Origin of the sequence: Agrobacterium sp. NPDC089420 (genome assembly GCF_044900305.1) — a bacterium.
Taxonomy (GTDB): Bacteria; Pseudomonadota; Alphaproteobacteria; order Rhizobiales; family Rhizobiaceae; genus Agrobacterium.
Genome location: NZ_JBJDMY010000011.1, coordinates 154,412 through 180,900, shown reverse-complemented (window position 1 = coordinate 180,900; position 26,489 = coordinate 154,412). Strand labels below are relative to the sequence as shown.

Here is a 26,489-nt window from a genome sequence, read left to right as displayed (position 1 = left end):
ATGTAAACTGGCTGTTATTATCGTAGCAAGCATCAATGTCGCCACTTTGTCCGCTCTGTGGCCTTTTCACCCCTTTCCGCCATTTTTGCTGCGGCGCGGTCAGGCGTAACATTTTTGCAACAAACGGTTATGCTTTAAAACATGATGCAAAAAGTCATATATAATATGTTGACAGTTATCATCATGTTTTTTAGTCCTCGCTTATCGGCTCGCCCGTAACAATCAAAACAGTTCAGCCGCGGCAGCAAGCGCGGCGCGTTTTTGCGCGCCGGGGTTTCTCCGCGCGCCTACCCCGGGGGTACTCAATGTCCATCTCGCGCACGCATTCCGCGTTGCTTCTATGCACTGCCATGTCTCTTCTGCCGTTCGCCGGCCCTGTGCAGGCGCAGGATGCCGCGACGCAGGCCAACAGCACCACCACGCTCGAAAAGATCGTGGTCAAGGGCAAACGCGCCAAAAGCGCCAATGCGGCCGCCGACACGCCGCTTGCCAGCCAGACGACGGCGGAGGACATCCGCAAGAAGGATATCGGCAGCATCAAGGACCTTGGAAACTCGACCGAGCCGGGCGTCGATTACGTGGACGCCAAGCCCGGCAAGCCGGGCGGATTGTTCATTCGCGGCCTCGGCGGCGCCCGTGTCGTGACGCTGATCGACAATATCCCCGTCCCCTTCTTCGAAAATTTCGCCCGCCAGGGGCAGGCCACCACGACACTCAGCAATACGAATTCAAGCTTCGATTTCTCCTCGCTTTCGACGGTCGACGTGGTGCGCGGCGCCGATTCCAGCCGGATCGGCTCCGGCGCTCTGGGCGGCGCGCTCGTGCTGCGCACGCTCGAGCCGGAAGACCTGATCGGCGAAGGCAGGGATTGGGGCGGCGTTGCCAAAACCACCTATGACAGCGAAGACAGAAGCGTCGGCGGCTCGCTCGCCGTCGCCAAGAAGATCGAGAACACCTCGGTCCTGTTCCAGGGGTCCTACAAGCGCGGCAACGAGACGGACAACAAGGGCACCGCCGATATCTACGGAACAAGCCGCACCAAGCCCAATCCGGCCGATACCTATGAAAGCAACCTGATGTTCAAGATCCGTCAGGATCTGGAAGGCGGGCACCGCATTGGTCTCACGGCCGAGCGTTATTCGCTACGGAACCGCAGCGACATGAAGACCCTGCAGGGTGTCAGCATTACGGGTACGGGCTCGACCTACCGCATCGGCGATTACCGGGGCTATGAGGACACCGAGCGCGACCGCGTTTCGCTGGACTACGAATACGAAGCGCCCTCGACCGACGGCCTGATCGATGCCGCCAATCTTTCGCTCTACTGGACTCGTCTTTCCAAGGAATCCGGCGCAGGCGACCGCCTGACCAACAATTCGCTCTATATTCGCCAGGACAATATGCGCAACAATTCCTTCGGCCTGGTGGGCGGACTGGAATCGGGCTTCGAGATCGGCGGCGTGCAGCACACCGTCCGCTTCGGCGGCAATGCCGCACTGATCGATTTCAGCGAAAGGCTTTACGCCAATACCGCGGGTTCGACGACCGCCTCGCAGTCCGACATGCCGGACGTGACCGGCAAAACACTGGGCCTTTACCTGGACGACGAAATCGCCTTCAACAATAGCGGCTTCAAGCTGACCCCGGGCATAAGGTTTGACGCCTACGACTTCGATCCCGACGGCTCCGTTTCCAGCAATAGCGGCTACAATACATTTGGCCTGCCAAGCGGAAATAACGGTTCCCGTTTTTCGCCGAAACTGCTCGCGACCTATGATCTCACTCCCGAGGTACAGCTTTTCGCACAATGGGCCATGGCATATCGTGCGCCGACCATCAACGAGCTTTATCTGAATTTCTCGAATATCACGTCTGGCGGATATGCCGTTGTCGGCAATTCCGAACTGAAACCTGAAACGAGCAACGGCTTCGAGATCGGCGCGAATTACGCCTCCGGCGACATCAACGGAAGCCTGACGCTGTTCCACAACAAGTACAAGAACTTCATCGAACAATATACGACGACGACGAACCTCTTCTCCTTCAGAGGCTCCGCCGGAAGCCTGTTCACCTATCGTAACCGTAACAACGTCGAGATTTCCGGTGTCGAAGCCAAACTGCGCAAGGAATTCGCAAACGGCTTCTTTGCCCATGCGTCGCTCGCTTATGCTTATGGCAAGGACACGGATACCAATCAGTTCATCCGCACGGTGGCGCCCTTCAAGTCCGTCGTCGGCGTCGGCTATGCGCAGGATGTCTGGGGTACGGAATTTACCGGCATATTCTCCTCGGGAATGCGTGACGACAAGGTCGCCTCGACCTTCGATGCGCCCGGTTACGGCATCTTCAACCTGACCGGCTGGTGGGAACCGGAACAGACCAAGGGGCTGCGTATCCAGGCCGGCGTCTACAACCTCTTCGACCGCAAGTACTGGAATGCCGTCGGCGTTCGCGACATCAACCCCAACTCGGTCACCACCGTCAACCAGCCGGTCGACTTCTACTCCGAAGCCGGACGCACCTTCAAAATCTCCCTGACCCAGAAATTCTAAAACGGGCAGGACCACCGTCTCCAGTCGGGGCGGCCTTCGGGCCGCCCCTTTTTGTCAGCGGCAATAAAGATAATCGCCCTTTCTTTCCAGCACGTCGAGATGCAGGTGATCCTGATGGGTGGCATCGCTGCCGGGTGAAAGAACGGTGCGGAAGAACAGGCAGGCGGCGGCCGTAATCGTTCGCTGGAAGGCGCCTTCAGGGGTTCCGTCCTCACCCCGCGGCTTCATCACCAGCGGCTCCCCCTTATCAAAGGCGATGGTGGAAATATCCACGGCATTGCCCTTGGCATGTTCGGAAATCTTGCCGTTTTCCGCGCTGTTGCGATTGCGGCAGATATAGGTCGAGGCATTGGCGATGGCCGTCACCTTCTTCTCCGGCAGCGCAAGGGCCGCCGCCGGCAACATCATCTCCTTGGTCCAGCGGGAAAGGGCAAGCGCGGTTTCGCAGCGCATGGTGCCGGACGGTTCGAGCTTGATGCCGGGCAGCACCACGGAAAGCTCGATCGGCGCTTCAATGCCGCAGCCCTGCTCCTCGTCCCGGATCGGTTCAAGCTTTTTGAATTCCGCACCGATCTCCTTCAGCGCGCCAAGGCAGGCCTCAAGTGCCGCCGGGTCTTCCGGCTTTACCGGTTCGCGCGGTTTCTCTTCCGTTTTTTTCACCTCGTCAGCCGGTTTCTGCTGACCGTCGCTGGCCTTGCCCTCGTCTTCCTTTTTCGGATCACCAGGCTCTTTGCCGGCGGGTGTCTTGTCGTCGCCCGGTTTCGACGCTTCCGGCGCTTGCGGCTTCGGCTCCGGTTTCGGCGCATCGGCCGGATCCTGCAGCTTCTCCTCCGACGGCTTTTCCGAAGGGCTGGAGGATTGCCCCTCGCCCGGCTTGGGCTGCGGCACCGGCACCTGCGCCGGCGGTTCGGAGGCGGAGATCAATATGAGGCTGGTTACCAGAAGACACAGGCGACGAAGCATTTTACGGGGCACTCCTGACCGTTTCGGCAGGATGGGAACGCGGCGGCGGCGGGTAAGGTTCATTCCGTTTCTGAATCCGCTTGCCAAGGCGGATCGTGCACGCTAACAATTTTCCCATGAATATCGTGTCTAAGAACATTGCTAACTGGTGGTGGGGCAGCTTTTCGCGGCCTTGACCAGTCATGTCTTCAGACAAAGTCCAAGCCGCCCGAATTTTCAGGCGGCTTTTTTGTTATTTTGCCGCCTGTCATCGGGCCTGAACAACAGGAAGTACGAAAGAAATGGTAACGATCATTCAGGATGACGGAGCGGAAACCTACGAGACGAAAGGCGGCGTCAAGGTCAGCCGCAAGCGCCGGCCGGCCGACTATGCCAATGCCATCGACAATTATGTCGAAAAGCTCGATTCGCATCGCGGCGCGGTTTTTTCGTCCAATTATGAATATCCCGGCCGTTACACCCGCTGGGACACCGCCATCATCGATCCGCCGCTCGGCATTTCCTGTTTTGGCCGCAAGATGTGGATCGAAGCCTATAATGGCCGCGGCGAAGTGCTGCTCGGTTTCATCACCGAAAAGCTGAAGGCGACGCCCGATCTCACCCTCGGCGCCTCCTCCGCCCGCCGCCTCGATCTCACCGTCAACGAGCCGGACCGCGTCTTCACCGAAGAAGAACGCTCGAAAATCCCGACTGTCTTCACGGCGCTCAGGGCCATCGTCGATCTCTTCTATTCGGATGCGGATTCGGCCATCGGCCTGTTCGGCGCCTTCGGTTACGATCTCGCCTTCCAGTTCGACGCCATCAAGCTGTCGCTTTCGCGCCCGGAAGACCAGCGCGACATGGTGCTGTTCCTGCCGGACGAAATCCTCGTCGTCGACCACTATTCCGCCAAGGCCTGGATCGACCGCTACGATTTCGAAAAGGCCGGCGTGACGACCGACGGCAAGTCCTTTGACATTGCGCCCGAGCCGTTCAGGACCACCGATACGATCCCGCCCAAGGGCGATCACCGTCCCGGCGAATATTCCGAACTGGTGGTGAAGGCCAAGGAAAGCTTCCGCCGCGGCGATCTGTTCGAGGTCGTTCCCGGCCAGAAATTCATGGAGCGTTGCGAAAGCAATCCGTCGGCGATTTCGCGCCGCCTGAAGGCGATCAACCCGTCGCCCTATTCCTTCTTCATCAATCTCGGCCATCAGGAATATCTGGTCGGCGCTTCGCCGGAAATGTTCGTGCGCGTCTCCGGCCGCCGCATCGAGACGTGCCCGATTTCAGGCACCATCAAGCGCGGCGACGATCCGATCGCCGATAGCGAGCAGATCCTGAAGCTGCTCAACTCGAAAAAGGACGAATCCGAACTCACCATGTGTTCGGATGTGGACCGCAACGACAAGAGCCGCGTCTGCGAGCCGGGTTCGGTGAAGGTCATCGGCCGCCGCCAGATCGAGATGTATTCGCGCCTCATCCATACTGTCGATCACATTGAAGGCCGCCTGCGCGACGACATGGACGCCTTTGACGGCTTCCTCAGCCACGCCTGGGCCGTCACCGTCACCGGTGCGCCGAAACTCTGGGCCATGCGCTTCATCGAAAGCCATGAAAAGAGCCCGCGCGCCTGGTATGGCGGCGCGATCGGCATGGTCGGCTTCAACGGTGACATGAATACCGGGCTGACGCTGCGCACCATCCGTATCAAGGACGGCATCGCCGAAGTGCGCGCCGGCGCGACGCTGCTCAACGATTCCAATCCGCAGGAAGAAGAAGCCGAAACCGAACTGAAGGCGTCGGCCATGATCGCCGCCATTCGTGACGCAAAAGGCACCAACGCCGCCGCCGCCAAGCGCGATGCCGCCAAGGTGGGCAACGGCGTCAAGATCCTGCTCGTCGACCACGAAGACAGTTTCGTCCACACGCTGGCGAATTATTTCCGCCAGACGGGCGCAACTGTCTCCACCGTCAGAACACCGGTTGCCGCAGAGGTATTCGATCGCTTCCAGCCCGACCTCGTCGTCTTGTCTCCCGGCCCCGGCAACCCGACGGATTTCGACTGCAAGGCCACGATCAAGGCTGCGCGCGCCCGCGACCTGCCGATCTTCGGCGTCTGCCTCGGCCTTCAGGCACTGGCGGAAGCCTATGGCGGCGAATTGCGCCAGCTGGCGGTGCCGATGCACGGCAAACCCTCGCGCATCCGCGTGCTGGAACCCGGCCTCGTCTTCTCCGGCCTCGGCAAGGAGGTGACCGTCGGCCGTTACCATTCGATCTTCGCCGACCCCACCACCCTGCCGCGTGATTTCATCATCACCGCGGAAAGCGAGGACGGCACGATCATGGGCATCGAACATGCCAAGGAGCCGGTGGCCGCCGTTCAGTTCCATCCCGAATCGATCATGACGCTCGGCCAGGACGCCGGCATGCGGATGATCGAAAATGTCGTGGTGCATCTGACCCGCAAGGCGAAGACGAAAGCCGCGTGATGGCGCCCGACGACACCGTGTCCATCGAGCCGATCCGGGCAGAGCACGTTGAAAGCTTTCATCGTGCTCTCGATGCGGTGTCGCGCGAGCGGAAATATCTGGTATTCCTGGAGGCGCCGCCGCTGGAAGCGGTGCGCGCCTTCGTCCTCGATATGATCGAACACGGCCATCCGCAATTCGTCGCACTCGCCGATGGCGAGGTGATCGGCTGGTGCGATATTCGCCGCGAAAGCAGGCCGAGCCTCGTCCATCGCGGCGCGCTCGGCATCGGCATCCTGCCGCCGCACCGTGACAGGGGGTTGGGCGAACGGCTGATGCGACGGACACTCGATGCGGCCCGAGACCGCGGCCTGCACCGCGTCGAACTCAGCGTGCATGCCGACAATACAAGGGCGATCGCGCTTTATGAAAAGATCGGTTTCGTGCATGAGGGCCGCGCCCGCGACGCCGTTCTGATCGACGGACGTTACATCGACAGCCTGAACATGGCGATCATCTTCGGCCACTAGGCCCGTGGCAGCGCAGCCGAGATGCAAAGCGCGAATTTTTTCAGAAGCTGCATGTCGAAATGGCCTTCCCGGCGCAGCATCCAGGTCAGGGCGTCATTCGCTGTCCACGGTTTCTTGTAGGGCCTGACCGAGGTGACGGCGTCATAGACGTCGCAGATCGCCGCAAGGCGCGCGTAAAGGCTGATCGCACCGCCTGCGCAGCCGCTCGGATAACCGCCGCCGTCCATCCGCTCGTGATGATTGAAGCAGACATCGAGCACCATCTCCGGCATCTGCGCGTTGCGCGACAGGATATCGCGTCCGAATGCGGGATGGAGATTGATGATTTCCCGCTCATTGGCGCTCAGCCCCTCCGCCTTGTTGAGGATCGATGAGGGGATTTCCACCTTGCCGATATCATGCAGCAGCCCGCTGATGCCGAGCAGTTCGACCGTTGCCCTGTCGAGCCCGAGATAATTGCCGAAAAGCATCATCAGGCCGCTGACGGACACCGAATGCACGAAGGTCGTCTCGTCCTTTGATTTCAACCGGGTAACGCCGATGAAAATCGCCGGGTTGGACTGTACCGCGTCCGAAATCTTGCCCGCGGCCGCAGCCATGCCCTGCAGCGAAACACAGCCGCCAGCGGCCGCGGAAGCAAAGGTCTCGGAAATCGCATCGGCGGCCGAGCGCACGGCATGGGTGACGGCGGCAATGGTTTCCGGACGCTTGTCCGATGGCGGGGCGGCGGCACGCGCATCGCCATCGGCATCATATCCCTTGGCGGTGTTGATGATGATGCTTTCCGCACCGCTCAATTTCAATTGACGCATCCATTCCTCATGCCGCAAAAGAAAGCGGTGCCGCCGCAAGAACTCCTGGTTCGAAGGCGTTCCTTCGACCGCCTCGATGAACATACCGAGCGTCAATTGCTGGGTGGAAATTCGCTTGAGCATCAGATGCTTTCATTTTCCTTCCCGGGAATGATAACCTGAACTCGCAACAGCGCCGGCACGACCCCGGCTAAAATAAAAAGGTGCAGTTAAGCTTTCCCGACATTCCTAAACTTGGACCTTCGTAGATTAGATAACACAAATATGAAAATTTTTTACTCAGGATATCTTTAAAACCCAAAGAATCAACATGAATAGAGCAAAATCAACCTGAGAATGTAAATAATAAAAATTCTCGTATATGACGCAGACCAGGAGCCAGAGAAACCCGCATGACTTCCACACTTGAAACGCGCATCGATCAGGGTACGGGCCGCGAACCGGCGGATATGGTTCTCAAGGGCGGACGTTTCTTCGACCTCGTCACCGGAGAACTGGTCGCCTCGGACATAGCCATTTGCGGCGACATCATCGTCGGCACCTCGGAACATTACGAAGGGCGTAGGGAAATCGACATTTCCGGAAAGATCGTCGTTCCGGGTTTCATCGACACGCATCTGCATATCGAATCCTCGCTCGTGACGCCGCATGAATTCGACCGCTGCGTTTTGCCCTATGGCGTCACCACCGCCATCTGCGACCCGCATGAGATCGCCAATGTCCTGGGCGAAGAAGGGCTGCGTTTCTTCCTCGACAGCGCCATGGAAACCATCATGGATATTCGCGTGCAGCTGTCCTCCTGCGTGCCCGCCACCCATCTGGAAACCGCCGGCGCCGACCTGCCGATCGAAAAGCTTTTGCCCTTCCGCCATCATCCGAAGGTCATCGGGCTTGCCGAATTCATGAATTTTCCGGGCGTCATCCACAAGGACCCGGTCTGCATGGCCAAGCTCGAGGCCTTTCAGGACCAGCATATCGACGGCCATGCGCCGCTTCTGTCCGGAACGGCGCTGAACGGTTATCTCGCCGCCGGCATCCGCACCGAACACGAATGCACGAGCGCGCCGGAAGCGCTGGAGAAAATCCGCAAGGGCATGCATATTCTGGTGCGCGAAGGCTCGGTCTCGAAGGACCTGCACGCTCTGATGCCGATCATCACCGAACGCCTTTCGCCCTATCTGGCGCTCTGCACGGATGATCGCAATCCGCTCGATATCGCCGAACAGGGCCATCTCGATTACATGATCCGCACGGCCATCGCCAATGGCGTGGAACCGCTCGCCATCTACCGCGCCGCTTCGATTTCCGCCGCCAGAGCTTTCGGCCTGCGCGATCGCGGTCTTGTCGCACCGGGCTGGCGCGCCGATCTGGTGGTCATCGACAGCCTGCAGAACTGCAAGGCCGGCATGGTGCTTTCCGGCGGCCGCATCGTCGATGACGCGCTGTTTGCCACGCGCAAGCCGGTCTCGCCGGTCGGTCTCGACAGCGTCAAGGCAAGGCCGGTGCTGGCCTCCCATTTCGGCGTGCCGGTCACGGAAGGCGAAAGCCCGGTCATGGGCGTGCTTCCCGGCAAGATCATCACCGAACATCGCCGCTACAGGCTGCCGACGGACGGCAACCAGACCACCGTCGATCTCGAAAACGACATCATCAAGGTCGCCGTCATCGAACGGCATGGCAAGAACGGCAACCATGCCAATGGTTTCGTGCAGGGCTTCGGCCTGAAGAAAGGCGCCATCGCCTCCACCGTCGGCCATGACAGCCACAATATCTGCGTCGTCGGCGTCAATGAGGACGACATGGCGCTGGCCGCCAACCGGCTCGGCGATATCAAGGGCGGTTTCGTGGTGGTGGAAGACGGCAGGGTGACCGGCGAGATCGCGCTCCCCGTCGCCGGGCTGATGAGCCTCGAACCCTATGAGACGGTGCGTGATACGCTGCACACGCTCAGAAAAGCGGCCTATGCGCTCGGCACGACGCTGGAGGAACCCTTCCTGCAGGTGGCCTTCCTGCCGCTGCCCGTCATCCCCCATCTGAAGATTTCGGATATGGGCATGGTGGATGTGGACCGGTTTGCGCTGATCTGACCGTCACGTGAGTCTGAAGGAACGGAAAAGGGAGCGCTCCAAGATTTAATTGGAAAAACTCCAATCCACATAGGAATAAATTTCGGGCAATCGCCAAGGATTAAAAACCTTGTGCGCTTTACATTTAAGATTGCTTTCAGCTTCGGAAAATCAACCGGAACGAGCAAGGAGATAAACGATGCCTGTTGTTTTCCGGTCCGGAAATCTAACTTTTTTCTTTTATTCGAACGAAGGCGACCCGCGTGAGCCCGTCCATATCCATGTCAGGAAGGCTGGAGCTGAGGCAAAAATCTGGCTGGAACCAGCAACGGGCTCGCGTCCAGTCGCGGGTTCAACAGCCGAGAACTTTCTGTTATTATCAGGGAGGTCATCGACAATCGCAATCTTATCATGAGTAAGTGGAATGACTATTTCGGCAACTGAAGTGCGTTTCGACGACAACACTATGTGGGTGTCGCTGGATGATGGCCGCACACTCGGCATTCCATTGGCATGGTTTCCGCGGCTGCTCGTCGCCCCTACTGCCGAACGGCTGAGGTTTGAATTGAGCCCTGGCGGCATACACTGGGAAACTCTGGACGAAGATATCTCCATCCGGGGGCTTCTTGCCGGGCGCGGCGATCAGACGAGCAAGCGACCCGCCGCGTGACCAATTGTTGTAATCAGTTTGAAGAGACGATCTTCCGGAAATAGACCACCCGCTCTGTTTCCTCAAATCCCAGCGCCGCATGCATGCGATGGGAATCGACATTTTTGATATCGGCATCGGACGCAAGCTCGCTGACGCCCTGGCCGATGGCCCAGCGGGTCACTTCGGCCACAAGTGCTGCTGCAACGCCCCTTTTGCGAAACGCTTCCTCGACATAAATTCCCTCGAGAAACGCCACGGGCGACGTATCGCAGCCGTTGACGTAATCCCGCCGCAGACTGACTTCGGCAAAACCAATGGCCACGCCGGCCGGATCGTGGACAATAAATGCCGCCCCGGTGTCGCAGACGCCACGCAGCTCCGTCAGATGTTCGGCGGGCGCAGTATCCGGCCACAGGCGGTGCCGCAACAGGCACCACTCATCCCGATGGTCGGCAGCGTTTCCGATAACAAACGGTCCACTCATGCAACGATCCCGCAAAACACGTCCAGCCCCTCGAGCTTGACGACCCCCGCATTAAACAGCGGTGCAAAACCCGGCATCGGCGCTATATCCGTAACGTGCATGGCCTTCGGTATCGGGAATTCCACCGCATCACGCGTCAGGTTGAAAACGAATAGCAGCTTTTCATCACCCTTCTGGCGCGTGAAGGCCAGCACATCGAGATTTGTCTTGAGGAAATGCATATCCCCGTCGCGCAGCGCGCCATGGCTTTTGCGGAAGGACAGGACGGCGCGATAATGGTTGAGAACCGAATCCGGCTTGCGCTCCTGCGCGTCGACGGCCTGCATGGCGTGCACATAGGGCACCGGCAGCCAGGGCTTTTCGGCACTTGAGAACCCGGCATTCGGCTTGCCGGTCTCCCACACCATCGGCGTGCGGCATCCGTCCCGCCCCTTGAAGGCGGGCCAGAAACGGATGCCATAGGGATCACGCAGATCCTCGAAGGCAAGTTCCGCCTCGGTCAGCCCCAGCTCCTCGCCCTGATAGAGACATATGGAGCCGCGCAGGCTGGCAAGAACGCAGATGGCGAGCTTCGCCACCCGTGTCTGTTCCTCCACGCTTTCGGAAAAGCGGCTGAGATGGCGCACCACGTCATGGTTGGAAAAGGCCCAGCACACCCAGCCATCCGTCACCACCTTGCCGAAGGTCTCCACCGAGCCGCGCAGATGCTTCGCGCTGAAATCCGGCCCCAGCAGGTCGAAGGTGTAGCACATGTTGAGCTTGTCATTGCCGGACGTATAGGCCGCCACCGTCTTCAGCGAGCGAGCCCCGTCGCCCACCTCACCCACCGTGGCGCGGCCCTCATAGTCATCGAGCAGCGCACGAAAGCGCTTGAGGAACGCCACGTTTTCCGGGCGTGTCTTGTCGTAAAGATGATCCTGCATGCCATAGGGATTGACGTCGGAGGCATCGAGGCCAAAGCTTTCCTCGTCGAAAAGCGGCGGGTTGTCGCGCAAAAGCTTGTCATGGAAATAATGATTGACGGTATCGAGACGGAAACCGTCCACACCGCGATCCAGCCAGAAGCGTACCGTTTCCAGCAGAGCATCCTGAACCTCGGGATTGTGGAAATTGAGGTCCGGCTGCGAGGCAAGGAAGCTGTGCATGTAATATTGCTTGCGCACGCCGTCCCATTCCCAGGCTGGTCCGCCGAACACGGAAAGCCAGTTTGTCGGCGCCGTGCCGTCCGGCTTGGGATTGGCCCAGACATACCAGTCGGCCTTGCTGTTCGTCCGGCTGGCGCGGCTGTCCACGAACCATGGATGTTTGTCGGACGTGTGGGAAATGACCTGGTCGATGATGACCTTCAGCCCCAGCCGGTGCGCCTCGGCCATCAGCGCATCAAAATCGGCAAGCGTGCCGAACATCGGATCGACATTGCAATAATCGGAAACGTCATAGCCCATATCGGCCATGGGCGAGGTGAAGAAGGGCGACAGCCAGATGGCATCGACGCCGAGCGAGGCGATATAGGGCAGACGTTTCGTCACCCCGGCCAGATCGCCGTAACCGTCGCCGGTCGTATCCTGAAACGAGCGCGGATAGACCTGATAGATCACCGCCCCCTTCCACCAGTCCGATTGCGCTTGCGATTTGTGGACCGGGGCATGGGGCAGCGTCATCGGCGATCTCCTGATGGTGTCTGGCCGGAGAATATAAAGCCCTCGCCTCCGCGTAAACCGGAACTTCGCACATGCACAAACGGCCCGAACCGCCCTTGTCAGCGGCCTGCACTCGTCGTAAGCCGCATGGCTGGAAAAAACGGGAGGATGACGGCGTGGGCGGACGGTTTCTGTCGATTGGCGAATGCATGGTGGAATTGTCGCAGGCCGGCAACGGGCTGCTGCGCAAGGGTTTTGCCGGCGATACCTTCAACACCGCCTGGTATGCGCGCGCCTGCCTGCCGCAAGACTGGTCCGTCGATTATTTCACCGCACTCGGCGACGATCCGCTGTCGGAAGACATGCTGGCCTTCATCGCCGAAGCCGGCATCGGCACGGAAGATATCCGCCGCATCAAGGGCGGCACGCCCGGCCTTTACCTCATCAACCTGAAGGACGGCGAACGCACCTTCAGCTACTGGCGCAACGCCGCCGCGGCAAGACAGCTGGCCGCGGACGCGGATCACCTGCGCAGGACGGTGGAAAGCGCCGATGTGGTCTATTTCTCCGGCATCACGCTCGCCATCCTCGCCTCCGCCCATGATATCGATACGTTTCTGGCCGAGCTTCGCCGCGCCAGGGCAGCGGGCAAGCTGGTGGTCTTCGATCCCAACATCCGCCCGCGCCTCTGGGCCGACAAGGACGTGATGCTGGAGACCATTTCCAACGGCGCGCGCGCCGCAACGCTCGTCATGCCGAGTTTCGATGACGAGGCGAGCCATTTCGGCGACGGCTCCGTGGAGGCGACCATCGACCGCTACCGCTCGCTCGGCGTCGAGAACATCGTCGTGAAGGACGGCGCCAAAGGTGCGACGCTCGATTTCGCCGGCAGCCGCAGCCACGCCCCGGCGGTGAAGGCCGTCGATGTGGTGGATACGACGAGCGCCGGCGACAGCTTCAACGGCGCCTTCCTCGCCCGTTACGTGACCGGCAGCTCTCCGGAAGAGGCCGCCACCTTCGCGGCAAGGGCTGCGGCAACCGTCATCGGTCATCATGGCGCGCTGATCAGCCCCGAACTGCTTCCGCTGGTGGGATAAGGCTCGCCACACTGCGCGAACGTGGATTTTCGCATGCAGCCACCTCGGTTTCCCTCATTCCTGTGCTTGTCACAGGAATCCAGCCGACGCGCGTCGGCGCGGCGAGAAGTGCCCTTTCAGCCCAAGGACTTGGGCTGGCTGGATCCCTGTGACAAGCACAGGGATGAGGACAGGAGGCAGCGCCGCGGACAACAGCAAAATTTCGAGCGTAAACCACGATACGCCACCGTCCCAGACCCTGACATGATCCTGTAACACGCACGCCGCATATACGGGCGGAAGCCGGGCAATGGGGATTCGCCCGTACGCAGATGAGCAGGATCGGTGTTCATGACGAGAATCACGATTGTCACAGATGCCTGGCACCCGCAGGTCAACGGCGTGGTTCGCTCGATAGAAAACACCAATACCGAACTGGCGCGGCTGGGGGTGGACGTGCGCATGGTCACGCCGCAGAGTTTCTATAGCATTCCCTGCCCCACCTATCCGGAAATCCGCCTGTCGGTCGCCAGCTATCGCCGTGTGGCGGCGGAGATCGAAAAAAGCCAGCCATCCTTCGTGCACATCGCCACAGAGGGGCCGCTGGGCTTCATGGCGCGACGCTGGTGCGTGAAGAACCAGATGCGGTTTTCGACCAGCTATCACACCCGCTTTCCCGAATATGTGGCGGCGCGTTTCCCCGTTCCGGAAAGCTGGCTTTATGCTTTCGTGCGCTGGTTCCACAATGGCGGCAACACCTGCATGGTGGCCACCCCGAGCCTTGAGACCGAACTGGAAGCGCGCGGCGTGCGCAACCTGAAACGCTGGAGCCGCGGCATCGACGCCGAACTGTTCCATCCCCGCCCGAAAGCAAAGCTGCCGTTCGACCTGCCGCGGCCGATCTTCATGACGGTGGGCCGTGTGGCGGTGGAGAAGAACCTGCCGGAATTCCTGGAACTGGACCTGCCGGGCTCGAAGGTCGTCATCGGCGACGGCCCCGCCCGCCATGAATTGCAGGAAAAATATCCGGATGTGCTGTTCACCGGCGTCAAGACCGGTGAGGATCTGGCCGACGCCTATGCGCAGGCCGATGTCTTCGTTTTCCCCTCCAAGACCGATACATTCGGCAACACCATTCTGGAGGCCTTGGCAAGCGGCGTGCCCGTCGCCGCCTTCCCCGTCACCGGACCGATCGACATCCTCGGCGGCAACCCCGCCGCCGGCGCGCTGGACAATAATCTGCGCAATGCCTGTCTGGCGGCGCTCGATTGCTCGCCACAGGCGGCGCTGACACTGTCCAAAAGCTACAGCTGGGAGAAGGCCTCGCGGCAATTCCTCGACAATGTCATCCACGCCGCCGGAAAATCGCTGCCGCTGCTGTCCCGTTCGCAGCTTGCCTGAAGCCATCCACGGGATTCTGTTCGGCAATGGTGGACGAAACGGCGCGGGAGTGTCACAAGGCGATCAGGACGCGACTGCCGTTATCTTTAGAACGGGGTCGGGCTGCTGATTGACGTCAGGCGGCTGCCGCGAGACCACGCTGGCCGTCCTGTTTCCGGATGATATCCCGCCACAGCCCCTTGAGATGCCATGTCAGGATAGAGGAAGAAGCTCTTTCTGCTGGGCCGCGCTCCATTGGTTGATCTTCTCGACAATGTCCTTTGGCGCCATCGGCAAGGCACTGCTGGGTATCACGGCGACCGTCCCATGGAAAACCAGCACCAGACTGTCCGGCGGCGTGATGGCGAGATGATAACGCGCCCAGCTCAGTTGCACGGTGTCCAGTCTTGTGACCTGCTTGTAGCCATGGGGTCCTATCTCGACCTGTATTTGAGGCGAATACATCAGCTCATGGGCGATATTCCAGTGTGCCAATGCCTCGTAGTAGGATTTCATCTCCCTTCTCGAGCCCCGCCAGATAATAAGCCAGACGGCGAGGGCCACAAACGGTGCGGGTGCAAACACCCAATAACCGACCACCGGCCAGACGCCCGGAAACCATGGCAGGCTTAAGGAATAGATGAAACCGGCAGCCAGTCCCGCAAACAAGGATAGATGCGCTCTTGCCGAGGCAAAATGGTGCTTCCAGGACCTGTCGAAAATCATGCTGTAATTTTCATAGGCCTGATTTTGATAGCCGTAGATGTAGTCGGGGACATGTTTCGGGTCTGGTGTGAAGCTTATTGAAATGGTGTCATCAGCCATCGGAGCACGTCCATCCCGTCCCTGTTGCAGCCCGGTCTTTGTAACAGCCATTGCCCCTTTAAATCAAAAGGCCTTTTGCTGCCAAAACCGTCGGGATCGACATCGTGCGAGGCAATCTGCCGTCACCATGCTCCGGAAAGTATCTGACCGGAAAGCGGCACGGTCCGCGCCTTGCCGTCCCGGTCGGTCACCGAAAGCGATGCGGCCATCTGCTTCGGCGACTTGCGAAACCAGTTGGCGGCAACGCTCGCCATGTCGCCGATCATTGCGTGCTTGTGCCACTCGGCAAAACGTCTGGCCGTGGCTTCGGGTTCGGAACGGTAGAAGAAATCGCCGGATTGCCCGAGATCGTTGATGGATGCCGCCATGGCGACAAGGGGCCGCTGGAACATCCTTGCCGGCACCGCAAGCGCGTCCGCACCCTCAGAAAAAGCGGGCGCCATGAAATCGATCGCCCAGCCGTCGGCCTCGACCCAGCAATGGAAATTCTCGCCCGCACCCGTGACATAACCGTCTTCGCGATGATCGGCGAACAGGAGAACCGTTCCACCGAGATTATAGGCGGCCAGCCCGCCCTTCGGCACCGCCTTCAGCTTGTAATGCTGCTGCAGGATGAAGGCGCCGAAGGTGCTGAAATACATCGAGGCCGAGGCGGGATCGGCATTCTGGCTGATGAGCAGGCTGTTGATGACGCGGTAGATCCGGTGATAGTCGGTCTGCTTGATCAGCATGGTCTTTTACTCTTCAAAAACAAGTCGTCGGGCGAGCGTCCGCCGCATGTTTCTTATCTCCGACGGAAAAAGAAAAATGCGGCAGTGTCATGCATCAAAAACGACGGCCGATTACCGCCGCTTCTTCGCCTTGCTCTCGAACGGATTGTCCGACCCACGATAATGCACCCGGATCGGCACGCCGGGCATGTCGAAATCCTTGCGCAGCCCGTTGACGAGGTAGCGCGTATAGCTCTCCGGAATGGCTTCCGGCCGGGTGCAGGAAATCATGAAGGCCGGCGGGCGGGCCTTGACCTGCGTCATATATTTCAGCTTCAGGCGGCGGCCGGAAACGGCCGGCGGCGGATGCTGCGTGGTCTGCGCGTCGAGCCAGCGGTTGAGCCTTGCCGTGGAGATACGGCGGTTCCAGACCTTGTCGGTATCGATGATGTTCTGCATCAGCCGGTCGAGGCCATAACCCGTCTGGCCGGAGATCGGCACGGCGCGGATGCCGCGTGCCTGCGGCAGCAGCCGCTCGGTCTTCTCGCGCAGATCGGCCAGATAGGCCTGCGGGTCTTCCACCAGATCCCATTTGTTGAAGGCGAGCACGGCGGCGCGGCCTTCGCGGATGACGAGATCGACCAGCTGCAGATCCTGCTTTTCAAACGGAATGGTGCTGTCGAAGACAATGACGACGGTTTCGGCAAAACGGATGGAACGCAGCGAATCCGCGACCGAAAGCTTTTCCAGCTTCTCCGTCACCTTGGCCTTGCGGCGCATGCCGGCCGTGTCGAACATCTTGATGGTGCGGCCGCGCCAGTCCCATTCGACCGAGATACTGTCGCGGGTAATGCCGGCTTCCGGGCCGGTCAAAAGCCGGTCTTCACCGAGGAAGCGGTTGATCAGCGTCGACTTGCCCGCATTCGGCCGGCCGATAATGGCGACGCGCAGCGGCTTGGTCTCGTCATAAACCGGTTCTTCGTCTTCTTCGTCCTCGCTGCCGGGTTCGGCACGCGGCAGCACGATATCCGTCTCCGCCTCGTCCACTTCCGGCGGGAAGGCGACATCCTCGCCGATCGCCTCGACAATCGCGTCGCGCAGGTCGATCATGCCCTGGCCATGTTCGGCCGAGATCGGGCAGGGATCGCCGAGACCGAGCGTGAAGGCATCGTAGAAACCGGCATCGGAACCGCGCGCTTCGGACTTGTTGGCCACCAGCACCACCGGCTTGCCGCGACGGCGCAGCATTTCCGCCAGCGTCTCGTCGGCCGGCGTCAGACCCGCCTTGGCGTCCACGACGAACAGGGTCACATCGGCATCGTCGATCGCCGCTTCCGTCTGCGCCCACATCCGGCCCTGAAGCGTTTCCGGCCCGGATTGCTCCAGACCGGCCGTATCGATGATGGTGAAACGCAGGTCGACGAGCTTGGCTTCGCCGGGGCGGCGGTCGCGGGTCACGCCGGGCGTGTCGTCCACCAGCGCCAGCTTCTTTCCGACCAGACGGTTGAAAAGCGTGGACTTGCCGACATTGGGGCGCCCGACTATGGCGACGGTGAAGCTCATTGATTTTGGTTCCTTGAAGCAAGTCTGCCCAAAACGTTATCTGTTTTGGGCAAAAGACAGGCGTAAGATAAAGAGTTGGATCGCTTTGGCAATGCAAAGAAATACCGGGGCGATCTCGCGTGGCGAAACGGCCTTTAGGCGGCCTTGCCCGAAGCGGTGATGTTGTCGAGCATGATCTGCGCGCGGTTCGTCACGTTGCGCGGGGCCTGCGTATCGCTGACGATCTGTTCGAACCATTGTTTGGCCTTGGCGAAATCGCCGGCCTTGTAGGCGGCGAGGCCCAGAGCCTCACGGGCGGACGCGCGCATGGTCTGGCCCTCAGTGCTGAGCGGCTCGGCAAGCGCCACGACCTGATCATAGGTGCCGTTATCGACCAGCAGCCAGGCGGCGCGCACCTTGGCGGTGTCGCGGAAGACCTGCGGCGCGGACGTATCGTTGCCGATGGCGGTGAAGGCGGCAATCGCGCCGGCCGCATCGCCCTTCTGGGCAAGCAGCGTCGCCGAGCGGAACTTCGCCAGAACCGGATAATTGCCGTGGCCGGAGGTTTCGAGATCGGCAAAGGCCTTCAGCGCATCATCCGTCTTGTTTTCCGAGGCAAGCTTCAACGCCGCCAGGAACTGGTCGCCGGAATTGGACGCGCGGCTGGTGTTCCAATATTCGTAGATACCGGCACCGGCAGCCCCGACAACCACAAGAATGGCCGCACCCACAACCACGATACCGTACCGGCCCCAGAAGCGCGACAGCTGCTCGGAGCGGATCTGCTCGTTCACTTCGCGGATAAAGGTATCATTTTCGTTTGCCATCAAATTCTCCGTTACCCGCGCGGAGATCGTTTCCGATCCATCCGTCCGCGGACATACCAAGCCGCTTACCCGGATCAGCAAAAAGCGGCCGACCGGTTCTTGGTCGGCCTTCTAGCCTATTTTGCCTGATATGTAAGGGGGAAACGTTGATTTCCTACATCGCGATGGGCTGAACGCCGATCAACCATTCGTGCAGTTTCAGGATAAAAGCGCCCCACAGAACGATACCACCCACAGTCGCCGCCAGATCATAGCGCCCCGAAACGAAGTCCCGCACCACTTTTTCACCCGCGCGTTCCCGGCGCTTCAGCGAAATGCGCATCACCACGCCCCAGGCGAGGAACGATGCGAAGAGCAGGATCGACGCCGTCTCGCCATTGGCCAGAAGATGCGCAAGCGCCCAGATCTTCACCGAGAGGATAAGCGGGTGCTTCGTCTTCACTGCGATGTGGCCAGCCGGGATGAGGCTGGCGACAAGACAGATCATCGCCGGCAGCATCAGGGTCACGGCGATATGGCTGGTCCAGACCGGCGGATACCACACCATGCCCGTCTCCTGCCGCGCTTCGCCAAAGGCATAGATGACGAGGCCGAAGGTGATGAGACTGACGAGGGAATAGACGCCCTTGAAAGGGCCTTCACCCATCGTCGCGATCATGCGCGCGCGAAATTGCGGCGCAACCACCTTCAAGAGATGGGTCAGCAGGAACAAGGCAAGACAGAGTGCGAGAAAAATCATGGAACGCGGTCCCCCGATGCAACGAATGCGGCCCTATCACCGCAAGGTAGAACAGGAATTAGGCCGAAAGTCATGAAAACGCCAGACACTTCAAAGCTTCGCCTTATTCCGCACGCAAAAGGCCACGGTGTTTCATATGACGGATGCCTGATGTTTCGCCCCTTTTCCGCCTTTTCCCTGTCGCTTCTCGCCGCCCTTCCCGCTTTTGCGCAAGAGGCGCAGAAGCCGAAGCAGCTCGTCATCGTCTCCTTCGACGGCGCGGGCGACAATACGCTGTGGGAAAGAAGCCGGACAACGGCCAAGCAGGTCGGCGCGCATTTCACCTATTTTCTTGCCTGCACCCTGGTGATGGACAGGAAGACCAGCGCCAAGACCTATCAGGGACCCGGCCAGAAGGCCGGCCGCTCCAATGTCGGCTTCGGCCAGTCGCCGGAAGAGGTTGAAGCACGGCTTAGAAACATCTGGGCGGCCTATCGCGAAGGCCACGAGATCGCCAACCACACCTGCGGCCATTTCGATGGGGGCCAATGGACCGCCGACCAATGGGACGGCGAATTCACCACCTTCACCAGCACGCTGGAAAATGCCTGGCAGATGATCGGCAAAAAGGGCGAGGAGCCCGAAGGCTGGCGTGACATGGTGAAAAAGATCAACGGCTTCCGCGCGCCCTATCTGTCGCAGGGGCCGGCACTGACCGCCGCTCAAAAAAAGCACGGTTTCGTTTACGACGCCACCAGCATCACCAAGGGGCCGGAATGGCCGGTGGAACGCGACGGTATCCAGCATTTCGGCCTGCCGCTCATTCCCGAAGGGCCGGGCAACCGTCCGATCATCGCCATGGACTACAATCTCTTCATCCGCCACTCGATCGGCGTCGAGACGCCGGACCGTTCGAAGGAATTCGAGGAGCGCGCCTATACGGCCTTCCGCAACGCTTTCGACAGGCAATATGATGGCGAGCGCATTCCCCTGCAGATGGGCTTTCACTTCGTGAAGATGAACGGCGGCGCCTATTGGAACGCCTATGAGCGGCTGCTGCGCGAAGTCTGCCAGAAGCAGGACGTGGCCTGCGTCAGCTATGCCGAGGCGATGCCGATGATCGAGGCGCGCAAGAAGCAGAAGACCGAGGGGTAAACTTCCTCACACTCTCCGTTTCGTGACAAAGGTCGAACACCTCTCCTCCGTCATGCCGGTCCCCGGAACAAGCCCGAGGATGACCCGGCATCCAGCCACGGCGCGTCTGCGCCGTGATAAGAGTCTTTTGCGATCAAGGACTTGATCGCGCTGGACCCCGGATCTAGTCCGGGGTGACGGGTGCGGATGAGGCAATTCACCAAACACCCCGTCTCCGTAGGACGTGCTCAAGACCTGAAAGCGGCCAATCGACCGCCTTTTTTCAGGGCTTGTTGGCTGCCAGCTCCCCGGCTTCCGCTTCCCGCTGCAGATAACGCTCGTCAATATCCGGCAGCGGCTTGTCGTCAATCGCCGCTTCGAAGGCGACAAGACGTTTGTGGATGGACAGCAGTTCGATGATCGTGGTCCAGGAATTGACCAGATACTGAAACGAATTGCTGACCTGACCGAAGGCCGTGGCGATCTGCTGGTAGATACCGTAGGTAATCTTGCCGGCGACGATGGTCGGAACGAGCATCAGCAGCAGGAACACCGCATCGGCCTGGATATAGAAATACCGTGCGACGTTGAAATAGAGATAGTGCCAGTACATGCGGAAATAATTCTTCCGCACATTGGAATAGAGCTCCTTGACGGTCGGCGGCTGGGCGCGGTCGGCGTGGTCCTCACCATAGACCAGTTCTTTACGATAGGCAGCTTCCACGCGCTGATTGCGGAAATTCAACCCTGGCAGCTTGATGCCGACCGTTGCCAGAAGGACCGTACCGAACACCGACCAGACGATCGCCAGCCAGAACAATGCATGCGGCACTTCACCGAGGATCGGCAATTCGGACACATAGGACGACAGCGCAAACAGGATCGGCAGGAAGACGACGAGCGTCATCACCGAATTGATGAGGGTAATGCCCAATCCTTCCAGCGTGGAGGAAAACCGCATCGTGTCTTCCTGAACACGCTGCGAAGCACCTTCGATGTGACGCAGCTTTTCCCATTTGGACATGTAAAAGTCGTTCATCGCGGTTCGCCAGCGGAAGATATAATGGCTGGTGAAGAAATCCGTCAGGATTGAAACCGCCATGCTGAGAAAGGCGATCTTGGCGAAAACGATCTGAAGGCTGTAAAAGTCCCAGACTTCGATGCCCGGCTGTTTGGAAAGGGCATTCTGCAGAAGATCACCGAAAGGCCGCCGGAAATTATTGATGACGACGGTAATCTGGACGCCGAAATAGGTGACCGCGATAATCAGCAGCGATCCCCAGATAGACCAGAGCTTCCAGGGATGATCCTTGGCGATAATGGTCCAGACAAGCCCGAACAACGCCAGGCAGGATGCGAGATAGGCGTAAAAGAACAGATTTGCAGGAACCAGAAAATAGCTGAGATCGTAGGGTTCCTGCTCCGGCATCACATAACCCCAAGACGCCCCCACCCTTTCGACGATGAAATACCAGGCAAGAATGGCGAAAAAAGCCCAGACGATGGCGGAGATGAAGAAGGCTTTTGGTTTGGGAAAGAAGGAATGAAACACGTTTCGAACTCACGCGCGTTTGAAATCAGCCATTATTGGCGAAGCACTTATTGGCCCGAACCTAGGGCAGAAATTTGTGCACAGCAACGGCGAAGCGCTGACCTTAACAAGATGTAAGGCGAAGTTGGCGAAACGGGCCGCGATGGCGCAGCCGATGAAGGGCTGGAAAAGACCGCCGGCGGCCTAGCGCCGCCGCTCCGTGGCGAGCACCGGCAGCATCAGCAGAATACTGGCGACGAGCACGGCCGATGCGAGAATGCTGGGCGCGGTGAAACTTCCCGTCGCCTCGGCGATCCATCCGGCTGCCAGCGGCCCGGCGATCTGGCCGGTTCCAAAGGCGGCCGTCATCAGCGCGAAGGCGCGGCGCGGGCTTGGCCCGGCAAATTCCCGGCCGAGCTGCAGGCCATAGGCGGTGATGACCATGAAGGTCAGCCCGAGAAGCAGGCCCCCCGCCAGCACGCCCGGCACCGGCGGCAGCATCACGGAGGCGAAGACGCCGATGGCTTCAACGGCAAGAACGATGACGAAGGCGCGTTTCAGCCCCTGCGACGTCAACACCGGTTTCCACAGGAACAGAGAAACGGCGGCGGCACAGCCGGTGACGAACCAGGCCAGAAATTCCACGAAAGCGCCGGCGGCTGCCATGCGGGCAATCGCCACGATGAAGGTGGCGGTGATGACATAACCGAAACCGAAAAGCCCATAGGCGAGCGTGGTCAGGACGAGCGGCCGCGTCCATGCGAGCGGCGGCTCCGCTACCGACGATGCATGCCGCGGCGGACCTGCCGGCAGCACCCGCCAGACGACCAGCAATGTCAGGAAGGAAAAGACGGCCCCGGCGATCCACTCCTCCCGCCAGGAGGCGCCGCCGCCGTCAAAAACGACGCCGATCAGATAAACCGTAAGCGAGGAAATGGCGATGCCGGCACCCACACCGCCATAATGCAGCGCCTGAACCGCGTCCCTGCCCGCTTTCATGGCATGGCCGATGACGATCTGCGAGGTGAAGATCATGGTCAGCGCGCTGGCGACGCCGGCGAGAAACCGGATGACGGTGAAGGCCGTCACGGAATTGAAAGCGGCCATGGCCAGCAGCAGCGCAGCGGTGGAAAACAGCCCACAAAGTGCTACCAGCCGCTCCCGTCCAGAACCCCAGGAATAGGCCGACAGCACCGCACCCGCCAGATAACCGGCGAAATTGCCCGCCGCCACGATGCCCGCATCGCCCGCCGAGAGCGGCACATCCGCCATCATGCCGGGCAGGATGGGAGTGAAGGAAAAGCGGCCGAAACCCATGGCTGAGGCCATCATGACGGCGCCTGCGAAACCGAGCGCGGTCAGATGTCTGGCGGAAAGTGGCTTGTCGGTGGTCATGCATGGCTTATCGCAACCGGGCGGATAAGCGACAAGCGAGTTATTTTGATCGGCGTCATAAGCCGTCTTTATCGGTGCCGGGCGGAACGCCCGTGTCGTCTGCCCACGCCCTGTTCACCCTCTTTCCTGTTCCCCGGAACAGGGATGAGGAGATGGAAACGTTTTGAATACAGCATCCCCACTGCCACACGGGAGCCATTAGCCTGGGCGCCGGACCTCAACAGTCCTAACCCTCACTCCGCAAGCGTCAGCACCAGCGGCCCGTTCTTCGTCGCCACAACCGTGTGCTCATATTGCACGGTCGGCGCGCTCGGATCGCTATAGAGCGTCCACGGATCGTCATCGCCATCCTCGGCCCAATAGGCGCCCGTCGACAGGAACGGCTCGACGGTGAACACCATGCCTTCCTGCATGATGCGGCGCTCGTCCTTGTCCGGCCAGGTCGCCAGTTCCTTCGGCTCCTCATGCAGCGAGCGGCCGATGCCGTGGCTCGCCAGATTGGTGATCAGCGTGTAGCGGTTCTTTTTCGCAAAGGCGCCGATGGCGTTGCCGATATCGGCGAAGGGCCGGCCGGTTTTCACCTGCTGCAGGCCCGTCCACATGGCGCGTTTGCCATCGCGGCACAGGCGTTCGATATCCTTCTTCACCGGCGGCACGGCGAAAGACGCACCAGTATCGCCGAAAAAGCCGTTCTTCACCGCCGAAACGTCGATATTGACGAGATCGCCCGCCTTGATGATACGCGGCCCCGGAATGCCGTGGGCCACTTCCTCGTTGACGCTGATGCAGGTCGCGCCGGGAAACTTGTAGCAGAATTCCGGCGCCGACTGCGCGCCGTTATCCTCCAGCACCTTGCGGCCGATCGCATCCAGCTCGGCCGTGGTGATGCCGGGTTCCAGCGCGTCCGCCATGGTCTGCATCGCGACGGCGCACAGGCGGCCGATGTCCTTCAGCAGAACCAGTTCTTCTTCGGTGGAAATGACCATGTCTCTGTCCGTCGTTCTATATGGCGGGTCTGAAAGCGCCCGCCTTGGCAATCTTCAGGCCGTGGCTTTCACCGGATCGGCGCTCCCCGTCAATTCTTTTCTGACGATCGGGGCGACTTTCGTACCATAAAGCTCGATGCCGCGCATGATCTGATCGTGCGGCATCAGGCCGATGGCCATCTGCAGCAGGAACCGATCATTCCTGAACACGCCATGCGCCTTGATGATCTTTTCCGCCACCAGCTCCGGCTCGCCAAGGAAAAGATTGCCCTCCGGCCCGCGCGCCGCATCGAAATGCGCGCGGTTCGTCGGTCCCCAGCCACGCTCGCGGCCGATGCGGTTCATTACCTCCGCCTGCGGGCCATAAAACTGGTCCGCCGCCTTGTCGGTGGTGTCGGCAATGAAGCCGTGCACGTTGATGCTGGTGCGCAACTTCGTCTTTTCCTGCCCCGCCCGGCGCGCGGCTTCATGATAGAGATCGAACAGCGGCGCAAAACGGCGATATTCGCCGCCGATGATGGCAAGCGCCACCGGCAGCCCCATGGCCCCGGCCCGCGCCACCGATTGCGGCGTGCCGCCGACCGCGATCCACACCGGCAGACGCTCCTGCAGCGGACGCGGATAGACGCCGCGCCCGTTGATGGCCGGATGTTTGGTGCCGGACCAGGTGACGATTTCCTGCTCGCGCAGCGCCAGAAGCAGATCGAGCTTTTCGGCAAACAGCACGTCGTAATCTTCGAGATCGTAACCGAACAGCGGGTAGGATTCGATGAAGGAACCACGCCCGGCCATGATCTCTGCGCGACCGTTCGACAGGAGATCGACGGTTGAGAACTGCTGGAACACCCGCACCGGATCGTCCGAACTCAAAACCGACACGGCGCTCGTCAGACGAATGTTCTTCGTCTTCACCGCCGCCGCCGCAAGCACGGTGGAGGGCGAGGAAACGACGTAATCCGGGCGGTGATGTTCCCCCAGCCCGAACACATCGAGCCCGACCTGATCTGCGAGTTCGATTTCCTCGATGAGTTCCCGCAGCCGGCGCGCGCCTTCCGGCCCGCGGCCATCTGCGGGATTGGGATTGACATCCGCGAAAGTGTAAAGACCGAGTTCCATGAACGATACCTCTGTTTGCTTGCCTGAGAGATAGGGAGGGACGGCGCTTCAGGCAAACGCAAAATCTGGCGCAAAATCTGGATGCTTGGCTTCGAAAAATTGGATGGGCGCAGCCGGATTCGCCATTGCGCCAGCCGTCCCCGAAACGACCCCCGAAATGGCGATTGCCAGCCCGCCCCCTTTGGGCATAGGCTGCTTAAACATGTGCGAAGTAATGCAAAAAGGGGAAAGCATGCATCGGACAGTTATCGTGACAGGCTCCACAAGCGGTATCGGCCTTGCCATCGCCCAGCGTTTTGCGAGGGACGGCGCCAATATCGTGCTGAACGGTTTCGGCGACGAGGACGAGATTGAAAAGCTCCGTCTTCTGCTGGAAGCCGAAAGCGGCGGACGCGTGCTTTACCACCCGGCGGATATGACGAAACCGGACGAGATCGCCGACCTCATCCACACCTCCCACGAAAAGCTCGGCTCGGTGGATGTGCTCATCAACAATGCCGGCATCCAGCATATTGCGCCGATCGAGGAGTTCCCGACGGAAAAATGGGACTGGATCATCGCCATCAATCTGACCAGTTCCTTCCATACCATGCGTGCCGCGATACCGCTGATGAAGAAGGCCGGCAAAGGCCGCATCATCAACATTTCCTCGGCCCACGGCCTCGTCGCCTCGCCGTTCAAATCGGCCTATGTGGCGGCCAAACACGGTATCATGGGGCTGACGAAGACGGCGGCGCTCGAACTGGCGCAGACCGGGGTTACCGTCAACGCCATCTGTCCCGGTTACGTGCTGACCCCGCTGGTCGAAAAGCAGATACCGGAAATGGCCAAGGTGCGCGGCATCAGCGAAGAGGCGGTGAAGAACGACGTAATGCTGGAACTGCAGGCCACCAAGCAATTCGTCACCGTCGACGACGTGGCCGCCACCGCGCTGTTTCTGGCAAGCGACGCGGCCAGCAACATCACCGGCACGCATATTTCCGTGGATGGCGGCTGGACGGCGCAATAATTGCCGGATTTTCTTTCCGTTATGGAAACAATGAATTGCCAAAACGGAAATCGATATGCGCGTGCGGGCGTGCATAGATGTGCATGAAGCA

At 60.1% G+C, this 26,489-nt stretch carries 23 protein-coding genes; 10 read left to right on the top strand and 13 right to left on the bottom strand.

Translation table 11 applies throughout. From position 1 onward, the window contains the following. Window positions 1–305: 305 nt before the first annotated feature. Complete coding sequence (locus ACI2KA_RS17875; protein WP_404503795.1) at window positions 306–2,552, top strand: TonB-dependent hemoglobin/transferrin/lactoferrin family receptor; 2,247 nt, start codon at window positions 306–308, stop codon at window positions 2,550–2,552. Between the two features lie 54 nt (window positions 2,553–2,606). Here the strand turns inward: ACI2KA_RS17875 and ACI2KA_RS17870 are convergent, their stop codons facing one another. Continuing rightward, window positions 2,607–3,515: an extensin family protein gene (locus ACI2KA_RS17870; protein ID WP_404503794.1), complete on the bottom strand. Its 909-nt coding sequence runs from the start codon at window positions 3,513–3,515 to the stop codon at window positions 2,607–2,609. A gap of 281 nt (window positions 3,516–3,796) precedes the next feature. Here ACI2KA_RS17870 and ACI2KA_RS17865 point away from each other — a divergent pair, with 281 nt between their 5' ends. Together ACI2KA_RS17865 and ACI2KA_RS17860 are read left to right on the top strand one after the other, a co-directional pair. After that, entirely contained in the window at window positions 3,797–5,986 is a 2,190-nt protein-coding gene (locus ACI2KA_RS17865) for an anthranilate synthase (protein WP_404503793.1), read from the top strand. Continuing rightward, entirely contained in the window at window positions 5,986–6,495 is a 510-nt protein-coding gene (locus ACI2KA_RS17860; RefSeq protein WP_404503792.1) for a GNAT family N-acetyltransferase, read from the top strand. The genes ACI2KA_RS17865 and ACI2KA_RS17860 overlap by 1 nt, the downstream gene beginning before the upstream one ends. Here ACI2KA_RS17860 and ACI2KA_RS17855 read toward each other — a convergent pair. After that, a complete protein-coding gene (locus tag ACI2KA_RS17855; RefSeq protein WP_404503791.1) occupies window positions 6,492–7,430 on the bottom strand; it encodes an HD-GYP domain-containing protein in 939 nt (312 codons plus the stop codon). The two genes, ACI2KA_RS17860 and ACI2KA_RS17855, sit on opposite strands and share 4 nt — an antisense overlap. A 269-nt stretch (window positions 7,431–7,699) precedes the next feature. Between ACI2KA_RS17855 and ade the strand changes: the two genes are divergently transcribed. From ade to ACI2KA_RS17840, 3 genes are all read left to right on the top strand, one after another. Continuing rightward, entirely contained in the window at window positions 7,700–9,394 is a 1,695-nt protein-coding gene (ade, locus tag ACI2KA_RS17850) for an adenine deaminase (protein WP_404503790.1), read from the top strand. A 178-nt stretch (window positions 9,395–9,572) separates the two neighbouring features. Further along, window positions 9,573–9,788, top strand: coding sequence for a DUF4160 domain-containing protein (locus ACI2KA_RS17845; RefSeq protein WP_404503789.1), 216 nt, complete (start codon window positions 9,573–9,575; stop codon window positions 9,786–9,788). A gap of 9 nt (window positions 9,789–9,797) precedes the next feature. Beyond that, complete coding sequence (locus tag ACI2KA_RS17840; protein WP_404503788.1) at window positions 9,798–10,043, top strand: DUF2442 domain-containing protein; 246 nt, start codon at window positions 9,798–9,800, stop codon at window positions 10,041–10,043. A 13-nt stretch (window positions 10,044–10,056) separates the two neighbouring features. Here the strand turns inward: ACI2KA_RS17840 and aac(6') are convergent, their stop codons facing one another. Further along, a complete protein-coding gene (gene aac(6'), locus ACI2KA_RS17835; RefSeq protein WP_404503787.1) occupies window positions 10,057–10,509 on the bottom strand; it encodes an aminoglycoside 6'-N-acetyltransferase in 453 nt (150 codons plus the stop codon). Continuing rightward, window positions 10,506–12,170 carry an alpha-glucosidase family protein gene (locus ACI2KA_RS17830; protein ID WP_404503786.1) on the bottom strand — a complete coding sequence of 555 codons (1,665 nt, stop codon included), beginning with the start codon at window positions 12,168–12,170 and terminating at the stop codon, window positions 10,506–10,508. The genes aac(6') and ACI2KA_RS17830 overlap by 4 nt, the downstream gene beginning before the upstream one ends. A 155-nt stretch (window positions 12,171–12,325) precedes the next feature. Between ACI2KA_RS17830 and ACI2KA_RS17825 the strand changes: the two genes are divergently transcribed. Both ACI2KA_RS17825 and ACI2KA_RS17820 read left to right on the top strand, forming a co-directional pair. Beyond that, on the top strand, window positions 12,326–13,246 hold the full coding sequence (locus ACI2KA_RS17825; protein ID WP_404503785.1) for a sugar kinase: 921 nt from the start codon (window positions 12,326–12,328) through the stop codon (window positions 13,244–13,246). 330 nt (window positions 13,247–13,576) lie between these two features. After that, complete coding sequence (locus tag ACI2KA_RS17820) at window positions 13,577–14,626, top strand: bifunctional monoglucosyl/glucuronosyl diacylglycerol synthase (protein ID WP_404503784.1); 1,050 nt, start codon at window positions 13,577–13,579, stop codon at window positions 14,624–14,626. Between the two features lie 192 nt (window positions 14,627–14,818). Here ACI2KA_RS17820 and ACI2KA_RS17815 read toward each other — a convergent pair whose 3' ends face one another. The 5 genes from ACI2KA_RS17815 to ACI2KA_RS17795 all read right to left on the bottom strand — a co-directional run bounded on the left by ACI2KA_RS17815 (window position 14,819) and on the right by ACI2KA_RS17795 (window position 19,248). Further along, window positions 14,819–15,430 (bottom strand): hypothetical protein, encoded by a 612-nt coding sequence (locus ACI2KA_RS17815; protein WP_404503783.1) that lies wholly within the window; start codon window positions 15,428–15,430, stop codon window positions 14,819–14,821. Window positions 15,431–15,552: 122 nt separating this feature from the next. Next, window positions 15,553–16,161, bottom strand: a complete 609-nt coding sequence (locus ACI2KA_RS17810; RefSeq protein WP_404503782.1) for a DUF2026 family protein — start codon at window positions 16,159–16,161, stop codon at window positions 15,553–15,555. Window positions 16,162–16,272: 111 nt separating this feature from the next. Beyond that, on the bottom strand, window positions 16,273–17,703 hold the full coding sequence (der, locus tag ACI2KA_RS17805) for a ribosome biogenesis GTPase Der (protein WP_404503781.1): 1,431 nt from the start codon (window positions 17,701–17,703) through the stop codon (window positions 16,273–16,275). A 134-nt stretch (window positions 17,704–17,837) separates the two neighbouring features. After that, window positions 17,838–18,509 carry a tetratricopeptide repeat protein gene (locus ACI2KA_RS17800; RefSeq protein WP_404503780.1) on the bottom strand — a complete coding sequence of 224 codons (672 nt, stop codon included), beginning with the start codon at window positions 18,507–18,509 and terminating at the stop codon, window positions 17,838–17,840. A gap of 154 nt (window positions 18,510–18,663) precedes the next feature. Beyond that, on the bottom strand, window positions 18,664–19,248 hold the full coding sequence (locus ACI2KA_RS17795; protein ID WP_404503779.1) for an NnrU family protein: 585 nt from the start codon (window positions 19,246–19,248) through the stop codon (window positions 18,664–18,666). Window positions 19,249–19,398: 150 nt separating this feature from the next. On the opposite strand from ACI2KA_RS17795, the gene ACI2KA_RS17790 reads away from it, so the two are divergent. Next, entirely contained in the window at window positions 19,399–20,382 is a 984-nt protein-coding gene (locus ACI2KA_RS17790) for a polysaccharide deacetylase (protein WP_404503778.1), read from the top strand. A gap of 262 nt (window positions 20,383–20,644) precedes the next feature. Here ACI2KA_RS17790 and sbmA read toward each other — a convergent pair whose 3' ends face one another. The 4 genes from sbmA to ACI2KA_RS17770 form a co-directional block, all read right to left on the bottom strand. Then, a complete protein-coding gene (sbmA, locus tag ACI2KA_RS17785; RefSeq protein WP_404503777.1) occupies window positions 20,645–21,913 on the bottom strand; it encodes a peptide antibiotic transporter SbmA in 1,269 nt (422 codons plus the stop codon). Between the two features lie 183 nt (window positions 21,914–22,096). Continuing rightward, window positions 22,097–23,287 carry an MFS transporter gene (locus ACI2KA_RS17780; protein WP_404503776.1) on the bottom strand — a complete coding sequence of 397 codons (1,191 nt, stop codon included), beginning with the start codon at window positions 23,285–23,287 and terminating at the stop codon, window positions 22,097–22,099. Window positions 23,288–23,520: 233 nt separating this feature from the next. Next, window positions 23,521–24,273: a type I methionyl aminopeptidase gene (map, locus tag ACI2KA_RS17775; protein ID WP_404503775.1), complete on the bottom strand. Its 753-nt coding sequence runs from the start codon at window positions 24,271–24,273 to the stop codon at window positions 23,521–23,523. A gap of 54 nt (window positions 24,274–24,327) precedes the next feature. Further along, entirely contained in the window at window positions 24,328–25,389 is a 1,062-nt protein-coding gene (locus ACI2KA_RS17770; RefSeq protein WP_003524232.1) for an LLM class flavin-dependent oxidoreductase, read from the bottom strand. A 232-nt stretch (window positions 25,390–25,621) separates the two neighbouring features. Here ACI2KA_RS17770 and ACI2KA_RS17765 point away from each other — a divergent pair, with 232 nt between their 5' ends. After that, complete coding sequence (locus ACI2KA_RS17765) at window positions 25,622–26,398, top strand: 3-hydroxybutyrate dehydrogenase (RefSeq protein ID WP_404503774.1); 777 nt, start codon at window positions 25,622–25,624, stop codon at window positions 26,396–26,398. Window positions 26,399–26,489 lie beyond the last annotated feature (91 nt).

Bases quoted from the DNA above. Each gene is read 5' to 3' on its own strand.
- ACI2KA_RS17875 (WP_404503795.1), top strand. From the start codon at position 306: ATGTCCATCTCGCGCACGCATTCCGCGTTGCTTCTATGCACTGCCATG.
- ACI2KA_RS17870 (WP_404503794.1), bottom strand. From the start codon at position 3,515: ATGCTTCGTCGCCTGTGTCTTCTGGTAACCAGCCTCATATTGATCTCC.
- ACI2KA_RS17865 (WP_404503793.1), top strand. From the start codon at position 3,797: ATGGTAACGATCATTCAGGATGACGGAGCGGAAACCTACGAGACGAAA.
- ACI2KA_RS17860 (WP_404503792.1), top strand. From the start codon at position 5,986: ATGGCGCCCGACGACACCGTGTCCATCGAGCCGATCCGGGCAGAGCAC.
- ACI2KA_RS17855 (WP_404503791.1), bottom strand. From the start codon at position 7,430: ATGCTCAAGCGAATTTCCACCCAGCAATTGACGCTCGGTATGTTCATC.
- ade (WP_404503790.1), top strand. From the start codon at position 7,700: ATGACTTCCACACTTGAAACGCGCATCGATCAGGGTACGGGCCGCGAA.
- ACI2KA_RS17845 (WP_404503789.1), top strand. From the start codon at position 9,573: ATGCCTGTTGTTTTCCGGTCCGGAAATCTAACTTTTTTCTTTTATTCG.
- ACI2KA_RS17840 (WP_404503788.1), top strand. From the start codon at position 9,798: ATGACTATTTCGGCAACTGAAGTGCGTTTCGACGACAACACTATGTGG.
- ACI2KA_RS17830 (WP_404503786.1), bottom strand. From the start codon at position 12,170: ATGACGCTGCCCCATGCCCCGGTCCACAAATCGCAAGCGCAATCGGAC.
- ACI2KA_RS17820 (WP_404503784.1), top strand. From the start codon at position 13,577: ATGACGAGAATCACGATTGTCACAGATGCCTGGCACCCGCAGGTCAAC.
- ACI2KA_RS17815 (WP_404503783.1), bottom strand. From the start codon at position 15,430: ATGGCTGATGACACCATTTCAATAAGCTTCACACCAGACCCGAAACAT.
- ACI2KA_RS17810 (WP_404503782.1), bottom strand. From the start codon at position 16,161: ATGCTGATCAAGCAGACCGACTATCACCGGATCTACCGCGTCATCAAC.
- der (WP_404503781.1), bottom strand. From the start codon at position 17,703: ATGAGCTTCACCGTCGCCATAGTCGGGCGCCCCAATGTCGGCAAGTCC.
- ACI2KA_RS17800 (WP_404503780.1), bottom strand. From the start codon at position 18,509: ATGGCAAACGAAAATGATACCTTTATCCGCGAAGTGAACGAGCAGATC.
- ACI2KA_RS17795 (WP_404503779.1), bottom strand. From the start codon at position 19,248: ATGATTTTTCTCGCACTCTGTCTTGCCTTGTTCCTGCTGACCCATCTC.
- ACI2KA_RS17790 (WP_404503778.1), top strand. From the start codon at position 19,399: ATGTTTCGCCCCTTTTCCGCCTTTTCCCTGTCGCTTCTCGCCGCCCTT.
- ACI2KA_RS17780 (WP_404503776.1), bottom strand. From the start codon at position 23,287: ATGACCACCGACAAGCCACTTTCCGCCAGACATCTGACCGCGCTCGGT.
- map (WP_404503775.1), bottom strand. From the start codon at position 24,273: ATGGTCATTTCCACCGAAGAAGAACTGGTTCTGCTGAAGGACATCGGC.
- ACI2KA_RS17770 (WP_003524232.1), bottom strand. From the start codon at position 25,389: ATGGAACTCGGTCTTTACACTTTCGCGGATGTCAATCCCAATCCCGCA.
- ACI2KA_RS17765 (WP_404503774.1), top strand. From the start codon at position 25,622: ATGCATCGGACAGTTATCGTGACAGGCTCCACAAGCGGTATCGGCCTT.